The organism is Nonomuraea sp. NPDC005501, assembly GCF_040605905.1.
In the GTDB taxonomy this organism is placed as follows: domain Bacteria; phylum Actinomycetota; class Actinomycetes; order Streptosporangiales; family Streptosporangiaceae; genus Nonomuraea.
Genome location: NZ_JBEXDT010000173.1, coordinates 1 through 7,954 on the forward strand (window position 1 = coordinate 1; position 7,954 = coordinate 7,954).

7 protein-coding genes and 1 pseudogene are annotated in these 7,954 nt (G+C 74.2%); 4 read left to right on the plus strand and 4 right to left on the minus strand.

Annotation, left to right across the window (positions count from 1 at the left end):
* On the plus strand, window positions 1-1,043 hold a 1,043-nt coding region (locus ABZS51_RS41525), incomplete at its 5' end, for a hypothetical protein (RefSeq protein ID WP_355453523.1).
* 12 nt (window positions 1,044-1,055) lie between these two features.
* Here the strand turns inward: ABZS51_RS41525 and ABZS51_RS41530 are convergent.
* The 3 genes from ABZS51_RS41530 to ABZS51_RS41540 form a co-directional block, all read right to left on the minus strand.
* Window positions 1,056-1,727 (minus strand): pentapeptide repeat-containing protein, encoded by a 672-nt coding sequence (locus ABZS51_RS41530; RefSeq protein WP_355453526.1) that lies wholly within the window; start codon window positions 1,725-1,727, stop codon window positions 1,056-1,058.
* Between the two features lie 4 nt (window positions 1,728-1,731).
* A complete protein-coding gene (locus ABZS51_RS41535; RefSeq protein ID WP_355453529.1) occupies window positions 1,732-3,225 on the minus strand; it encodes a glycoside hydrolase family 3 N-terminal domain-containing protein in 1,494 nt (497 codons plus the stop codon).
* Window positions 3,226-3,288: 63 nt separating this feature from the next.
* Window positions 3,289-4,440 (minus strand): acetyl-CoA C-acetyltransferase, encoded by a 1,152-nt coding sequence (locus tag ABZS51_RS41540; protein ID WP_310716517.1) that lies wholly within the window; start codon window positions 4,438-4,440, stop codon window positions 3,289-3,291.
* 98 nt (window positions 4,441-4,538) lie between these two features.
* Between ABZS51_RS41540 and ABZS51_RS41545 the strand changes: the two genes are divergently transcribed.
* Both ABZS51_RS41545 and ABZS51_RS41550 read left to right on the plus strand, forming a co-directional pair.
* Complete coding sequence (locus tag ABZS51_RS41545; protein WP_310716515.1) at window positions 4,539-5,210, plus strand: TetR/AcrR family transcriptional regulator; 672 nt, start codon at window positions 4,539-4,541, stop codon at window positions 5,208-5,210.
* On the plus strand, window positions 5,207-5,899 hold the full coding sequence (locus tag ABZS51_RS41550; protein WP_310716513.1) for a DNA alkylation repair protein: 693 nt from the start codon (window positions 5,207-5,209) through the stop codon (window positions 5,897-5,899). Before ABZS51_RS41545 ends, ABZS51_RS41550 begins: the two co-directional genes overlap by 4 nt.
* Before the next feature lie 21 nt (window positions 5,900-5,920).
* On the opposite strand, the gene ABZS51_RS41555 is transcribed toward ABZS51_RS41550, so the two are convergent.
* Entirely contained in the window at window positions 5,921-6,760 is an 840-nt protein-coding gene (locus ABZS51_RS41555) for a LysR family transcriptional regulator (protein WP_355453533.1), read from the minus strand.
* 88 nt (window positions 6,761-6,848) lie between these two features.
* Here ABZS51_RS41555 and ABZS51_RS41560 point away from each other — a divergent pair.
* A pseudogene (locus ABZS51_RS41560) lies at window positions 6,849-7,954 on the plus strand (5-methyltetrahydropteroyltriglutamate--homocysteine S-methyltransferase); the annotation flags it as partial.

Here is a 7,954-nt window from a genome sequence, read left to right on the forward strand (position 1 = left end):
CCGTGGTGGCGGCCACCGGGGTGGCCACGCGCACGGTGGCCCCGCCCGTCCCGGCCGCGCGGCCCACGCCCTCCCCCGGCGGCTTCGCGCCGCCGGTCGAGCAGGTGTGGCCGGGCGCGGTGCATGAGATCCCGACCACGGCGCCGGGCGGGCGGGCGTTCAAGCCGGACGTGTTCGTCAGCGACCGGGTCGTGGTGGGACGGGGGCTCACCAGGAACGTGCCCGACGGCATCTATGCGTACCACGTGGACGACCGGCGCTTCACCCGAATCGTCCCGATCGCGAGAGGCATGTACATGGACAACAATCCGGTGGTCTTCGGCGACGGCTACCTGGCCTGGTCGGCGCTCCACGACCGCAACATGGAGATCTGGGCCGTCCCGGTCGGCGGAGGTGTCCCGCGCCGTCTCGCCTCGGTCACGGCACCGATCTCCAGCGATAACGAGATCTTCGGCGCGCAGGACCTGGCCGTGGTGGACGGCATGGCCGTGTGGTCGGCGGCGGACGGCGGGGTCTACCGGGTGCGGCTGAGGTCGAAGGGCGGCGAGTGGACCCAGGTCCTGGGGACGAAGGGTTTCCACTTGGTCGAGTGGCCGTGGGCGGGCTGGCCGCGGAACGAGTGGGGGATGGATCACCCCGTCGTCCGTCCCATGGAGCATCTGAAGAACGTGGTCACGGGCGAGACCCGCGACGCGACTCCTCCGCCCGGGCGGACGTCGTGGGACGACTGCGGACTGACGTGGTGCCTCAACAGTGTCGAGGCGTGGCGGCGCGACGGCACCGGCCGGCGCGCGTTCCCGGGGTGGGCCAGGGGAATGCTCTCCTCGGGTCGCTTCGTCGTGCTCGACCAGAGGGGCCCCGCGGGCAGGGCCGCCGCGGCCGTGCACGACATCGCCACGGGACGCACCGGCCTGCTGTTCACGACCCCGACGCGCAAGGGCGACAAGCCCTCGCCGACCCTCCACTGGCAGGACGGCATGGTCTGGTACCAGACGGGGCGCGGCACGCAGGTCGTCGTCGACCTGGCGCGGGCCGCCCGATGACCGTCCGGGGGTTCAGAGGACGGTGATGCCGCGGGCGGCCAGGATGGCGGCCGCCTGCGCCGGGTTGACGATCGCGCCCGCGAGCGCCCGGAGCTTGGCGTCGTCGGGCTCGCCCAGGTCGGCGCCGCGCAGGTCGGCCTTGGCGAAGACGGTTCTCAGCAGCTTGGCGCCGCGCAGCCGGCTGTCGCTGAACGTCGCCCCGGTGAAGTCGCAGCCCGACAGGTCGGCGTCGTCGAAGCGCACGCCCTCGATGAGCTCGCCGCGCAGGGAGCAGCCGCCCAGGTTGGCCATGGTGAGGTTGGACTTGCCGACCTTGAACCCGGTGCCGCGCGAGGCGGTCAGCGACGCGCCGATCATGCGGCACCCGGTGAACGTGACGTCGCTCAGCAGCGCCCCGCCGAACCGGGCGGAGGCGAGGTCGACGTCGGTGAAGGAGGCGTCGACGAGGTCGGCGTCGTCGAAGCGCACGCCCATCCCGCCGCCCCCGCTGAAGACGGCCCCGTCGAGGTCGGCCTTGCGGAAGTCGGCCGTCTCCAGCACGCACGACTCGAAGCGCGCGCCGCCGAGGTCCGCGCCGCGCAGGTCGGCGCCGGTCAGGTCGCAGCCGCGGAAGACGTGGACCTCACCGGGGGCGAGCCGCTCGGCCAGCGCGGAGTGGGACAGGTCCTCGCCTTCGACGTCCATGGCGTCAGAGCCTACCGGTGATCACCTCGGCCGCGGCCCGGCCGCAGACCATCGCCGAGCCGTACGTGGCGATGTGGACGGCGCCGAGGTCGGAGCGCTGGGGCAGGCCCATCTCGACCACCACGGCGTCGGGACGGCCGCTGAGCAGGTGGCGCAGCGCCTGGGCCTGCCAGGCGTGGCGATGCGCGTCGCGGACGACCACGACCAGCGGCCGCCCGGCGGCCCCGCGCAGCAGGTCCTCCAGGGCCGGGCCGGTGGCCTGCGCCGCGGCGAGCCGGGCCACGTCGGTGCCGGGCAGCAGGCGGGCCAGCGGCTCCCCCACGCCCCAGGGGGTGGCCTTGTCGATGGCCAGGTTCATCTCGGGGGCGAGCTCGACCACCAGGGGCGCGGCGGTGAGCGGCAGCACGGGCTCCGCGGACCTGCGGGTGACCCGGACGGCCCGGCGGGCGGCGGCCAGCCCGGCGTGCCCGTCGAGCGAGGGGGACGGCGGGGTGGTGGCGCTGCCCGAGGAGGCGGCCCAGGCGCCCAGCTCGCGGACCCTGCGAGCGGCGTCGGCCAGGCGCTCCTCGGGCAGCACGCCTTCGGTGACGGCGGTGGCGATGGCGTCGCGCACCCCGGTGGCGGTGGCCTCGTCGGCGTGCTCGCCGCCGACGCAGATCGCGTCGGCGCCGGCCGCGACGGCGCGGGCCGCCGCCCCGCCGATGCCGTACGCACGAGAGACGGCGGTCATCTCGATGCCGTCGGTGACGATCATCCCGTCGAAGCCCAGCTCCTCACGGAGCAGCCCGGTGAGGATCTTGGGGCTGAGCGTGGCGGGCAGCCCGCCGTCGAACGACGGGACGAGCAGGTGCCCGGTCATGACGGCCTTGACCCCCTCGGCGATGACCTCGCGGAAGGGGCGCAGCGCGTCCTCGATCCCGCCGACCGCCACGACCGGCACGCCGTGGTGGGAGTCGACGGAGGTGTCGCCGTGGCCGGGGAAGTGCTTGGCGCACGCGGCCACCCCGGTGGACTGGAGCCCGCGGACGAACGCGCGGGCGTGCCGGGCGACGAGCGCGGGGTCGGCGCCGAACGACCGCAGCCCGATGACCGGGTTGTCGGGGTTGGAGTTGACGTCGGCGGACGGGGCGAAGTCGATGGTGACGCCGGCCGCGGTGAGCTGGGCGCCCAGGTCGCGGGCGAGGGCCTCGGTCAGCGCCACGTCGTCCACGACGCCGAGCGCGTAGCCGCCGGGGCGGCTGCTGCCGGTGCCCACCTCCAGCCTGGTCACCTCGCCCGACTCCTCGTCGGTGCCGACGAGCGCCGAGGGGTTCTCGGCGCGCAGGGCGGCGGTCAGAGCGGCGACCTGGTCCGGGCCGGCGATGTTGCGGGAGAACAGCACCACGCCGCCCAGCCCCTGGGCGAGCCTGCGGCGGAGCCAGTCGGGAGGGGCCGTCCCCTCGAATCCCGGCATGACGACGGCGTCGGCCAGGCGTAGCAGGTCAGCGCTGATGGGCATGACCCGCAATCTAATAGGAAAGTTTCCTATTTGCTAGTGGCATTTTCGGCCGTGGGAGAGCCGTCAGAGCCGCTCCAGGATGGTGACGTTGGCCTGGCCCCCTCCCTCGCACATGGTCTGCAGGCCGTACCTGCCGCCGGTGCGCTCCAGCTCGTGCAGCAGCTTGACGGCCAGCACGGCGCCGGTCGCGCCGAGCGGATGGCCGAGCGCGATGGCGCCGCCGTTGGGGTTGACGCGGGCCGGGTCGGCGCCGGTCTCCTTGACCCAGGCCAGCACGACCGAGGCGAACGCCTCGTTGATCTCCACGACGTCCATGTCCCCGATCGCCATCCCGGCCCTGCGCAGCGCGTACGCGGTGGCGGGGATCGGCGCGGACAGCATCATGACGGGATCGGCGGCGCGCACCGACAGGTGGTGGACGCGGGCGCGCGGCGTCAGCCCGTGCTCCCGCACGGCCCGCTCCGAGGCGACGAGCAGAGCGGCGGCGCCGTCGGAGATCTGCGAGGCGAGCGCCGCGGTGAGCCGGCCGCCGTCCACGAGGGTCTTCAGCGCGGCCATCCGCTCCGGGCTGGTGTCGCGGCGCGGCCCCTCGTCGGCGGCGACGCCCTCGTACGGGGCGATCTCCCGGGCGAAGCGGCCCTCGTCGGCGGCGGCGATCGCCCGCCGGTGCGAGGCGTAGGCGTACGCCTCCATCTCCTCCCGCGAGACGTCCCACGCGGCGGCGATCTGCTCGGCCCCGGCGAACTGCGACACCTCCCGCGCGCCGTACCGCTCGCTCCAGCCCTTGGAGCCGGAGAAGGGCGTGGCGTGGCCGAGCGGCACGCCCGCGAGCATCGCGGAGGAGATGGGGACCATGCTCATGTTCTGCACGCCGCCCGCCACCACGAGGTCGGCGGTGCCGGACAGGACGGCCTGCGCGGCGAAGTGCAGGGCCTGCTGCGAGGAGCCGCACTGGCGGTCGACCGTGACGCCCGGCACCTCCTCGGGCAGCCCGGCGGCCAGCCAGCAGGTACGGGCGACGTCGCCGGCCTGCGGCCCGATGGTGTCCACGCAGCCGAAGACCACGTCCTCCACCGCGGCCGGGTCGGCGCCGGTGCGCGCCATCAGCTCCTTCAGTACGTGGGCGCCGAGGTCGGCGGGGTGGGCGCGGGCCAGGCCGCCGTTCCTGCGCCCGACCGGGGTCCTGACCGCGCCGACGATGTAGGCCTCGTTCACCCCTGCATCGTAGCAAGCGCTTGGTCGCGTCGGGAACGCCGGATGAGCAGGGACACTTCCGTGAACAAGCGATTGTCCCAGGGCCCATAATGGAGAGCGTGACAACGCGTAAGAGCTCCAGCTCCACCACGGCCGCTCCCGCCAAGCGCCAGCGCGCGACGTCCTCGGGGTCGGCCTCCGAGCGCCGCGACCACCTGGTCAAGCTCGCGGCGGAGATCTTCGCACGCAAGGGTTTCCAGGCCACGACCGTACGAGAGATCGCCACAGAGGCGGGCATTCTCTCCGGAAGTCTCTACCACCACTTCGACTCCAAGGAGACGATCGTCGACGAGGTGCTGTCCACCTTCCTCGACGACCTCATCGCCCGCTACCGCGCCGCCCTCGAATCCGGCTCCGACCCGCGCACGGTGCTGTCGGAGATGGTGCGCATCGGCTTCGGCACGCTGGAGCCGCACCGCGCCGCGATCACCGTCATGCAGAACGACTGGAACTACCTGCGCCAGTTCGAGCGGTTCAACTACCTCGTCAAGGCCGAGGACGAGGTCGAGCAGATGTGGGTGGCGCAGATCAAGGCCGGCCAGGCGGCCGGGCAGTTCCGCGCCGACGTGGATCCCAAGCTGACCTACCGGATGATCCGCGACACGATCTGGGTGGCGGTGCGCTGGTTCCGTCCCGGCGGGCGGCTCAACACGACGGGGCTGGCCGAGCACTACATCATGGTGCTCTTCGACGGCCTGGCCACCGGCGAGCGCAGCAGCCAGCAGGGATGAGCGCTCCCGAGACCGTCCGCGCCGCGGTGCGCGCGGCCCTGCGGGAGGCGGCCGAGCCCGCCAAGGCCCCGCTCATGCAGGCGTACATGAAGTCCGCGATGCCGTTCCTCGGCGTCCAGGCGGCGCCGCGGCGGGCCGCGCTCAAGCGCGTCTTCGCCGGTCACCGCATGGCCACCGCGCCGGAGTGGCGGCACGCCGTGCTCGCGCTGTGGCGCGAGGCCGAGTACCGCGAGGAGCGCTACGCGGCGATCGAGCTGACCGGCCACGCGCACTACCGCGAGTTCCAGACGCTCTACACGGTGCCGATGTACGAGGAGATGATCGTCAGCGGCGCCTGGTGGGACCTGGTCGACGAGCTGGCCACGCACCGGATGGGCGGGCTGCTGGCCGCGTTCCCCGGCGCGATGCGGCCCCTGGTGCTGGAGTGGGCGCACGCCGACGACCTGTGGAAGCGGCGCACGGCCATCCTGTGCCAGAACCGGTTCAAGCACCGCACCGACACCGCCCTGCTCTACGCCTGCATCGAGCCGAGCCTGTCCGACAACGACTTCTTCGCCCGCAAGGCGATCGGGTGGGCGCTGCGCGAGTACGCCAAGACCAACCCGGACGAGGTCGTCCGCTACGTGCGCGCCAAGGGCATCAGCGGCCTCAGCCGCCGCGAGGCGCTGAAGAACCTGCCGGTCGCCTGACGCCCTCCGGACCGGGGGGCGTCAGCGCGTCCACAGGGCGTCCTGCACGGCCTGCACGAGGGCCATCAGCTCGGGCGTGACCCGCTCCCGTGACCAGGCCAGCCCGTAGGTGATCCGCAGGTCGCCCGCCACCAGCGGGACGAACGTCACGTCGTCGCGGCGCACCGCCCGCACCAGGAGCTGCGGCGCGGGCAGCAGCCCCGCGCCGGCCGCGACCAGGTCGAGCGCCGCGGCGAAGTCGTCGCCGGGCACCGCCCGCGGCCGGCCCTGCAACCCCGGCCACGGCCGGCCGCCCGGCGCCAGCACCGTGCGGCCGGCCAGGTCCTGGGGCATGACCCGGGGACGCGCGGCGAGGGGATGCCCGGCGGGGACCGCCAGATGGTCCACGGAGACGTGGAAGCGGGCCCCGGTGACGAACTGCGCGGGCGCCGGGATGGCGAGCACCGCGGCCGACACCTCTCCCCCGGCCAGGGCCGCGGACGCCTCGGCGCGACCGGCGACGCGCAGCTCCACGCCGATGGGCGGGGTGCGCGCGGCCAGCCTCCGGGCGACGCGGGCGGCCAGCGAGCCGATGAGCGGTGGATAAGCGAGGTGAATGGACGGCCTGGCCAGTCGCGCCGCCTCCGCCGAGAACGCCGACGCCGACTCCAGCACCTGCTCCGCGTACGGCAGCAGCGCCCTGCCCTCCGCCGTGAGCCGCACGGCCCGGGCGCTGCGCTCGAAGAGGCGGACGCCCGCCGCGCGCTCCAGCCGGGTGATCGCCTGGCTCATGGCCGGCTGCGACATGCCGAGGTCGGCGGCGGCCCCCGAGAAGCTGAGCCGGTCCGCCACCCGGGCGAAGCACTGGATCTCGCGGAGCATAAGCGTCACGAATCCATGGTGCACCCACCGGGGGGCAGCGGGCACGATTCCCGGCATTGATCACGCCACGACGACGCAGGGAGCAGACATGTCCGTGCCGCCCGCCTTTCCCCGATCCACCGTGCTGGGTTATCCCCGCATCGGCCCGCGCCGCGAGCTGAAGCGCGCGCTGGAGGCGTACTGGGACGGCCGCTCGACCCGTGAGGAGCTGGACCGCGCCGGCGCCGAGCTGCGCGAGCGGACCTGGCGCCGCCTCGCCGAGCTGGGGCTGGAGGCGCTGCCGTCCAACACGTTCTCCCTCTACGACCACGTGCTCGACACGGCGGTGCTGCTGGGGGCGGTGCCGACGAGGTACCTGGACGCGGAGGACCCCTACTTCGCCATGGCCCGCGGCACGGACGGGCTGGCGCCGCTGCGGATGACGAAGTGGTTCGACACCAACTACCACTACATCGTGCCTGAGGTGGGCCCGGACACCGTCTTCGCGCTGGACGCCGCCAAGCCGCTCGGCGAGGTGCGGGAGGCGCGGGCGCTGGGCCTGGAGACCCGGCCCGTGGTGGTGGGCCCGGTGACGTTCCTGCTGCTGTCGGAGCGGGGCGCGGCGGCGCTGGACCGGCTCGGCGACGTGCTGGCCTGCTACGAGGAGCTGCTGACGCGGCTGGCCGCCGAGGGGGTGGCGTGGGTCCAGCTCGACGAGCCCGCGCTGGTGACCGACCTCGGGGTCGCCGAACTGGCCGCGGTACGGGAGGCGTACGAGCGGCTGGGAGCCGTCGCGGGGCGGCCCGGACTGCTCGTCGCCGCCCCCTTCGGCGACCTGGGCGAGGCGCTGCCGGTGCTGGCGGCCACCCCGGTGGAAGCGCTCGGCCTGGACCTGGTGCGTGGGCAGCTGGTGCGCGACGGCCTGGCCGGCGTCGCGGCGCTGGCCGGCAAGACCGTGGTGGCGGGCGTGGTGTCCGGGCGCGACGTGTGGCGCACCTCGCCTGAGCGGGCGGCGCACGCGCTGCGGACGGTCCGCGAGCACGCCGCCCACGTGGTGGTCGGCACGTCCTGCTCGCTGCTGCACGTGCCGTACGACGTGGAGGCCGAGACCGGCCTGGACCCGGCGCTGCGGGCGCGGCTGGCGTTCGCCGACGGGTTGTCGGGCGACATGCAGCCGGTGTGGCGGTCGTCCCTGCATCACGCCGCCCGCTCGCG

Excerpts from the sequence above, each read along its gene's own strand:
- ABZS51_RS41530 (WP_355453526.1), bottom strand. The coding sequence starts at position 1,727 with ATGGACGTCGAAGGCGAGGACCTGTCCCACTCCGCGCTGGCCGAGCGG.
- ABZS51_RS41535 (WP_355453529.1), bottom strand. The coding sequence starts at position 3,225 with ATGCCCATCAGCGCTGACCTGCTACGCCTGGCCGACGCCGTCGTCATG.
- ABZS51_RS41550 (WP_310716513.1), top strand. The coding sequence starts at position 5,207 with ATGAGCGCTCCCGAGACCGTCCGCGCCGCGGTGCGCGCGGCCCTGCGG.
- ABZS51_RS41555 (WP_355453533.1), bottom strand. The coding sequence starts at position 6,760 with ATGCTCCGCGAGATCCAGTGCTTCGCCCGGGTGGCGGACCGGCTCAGC.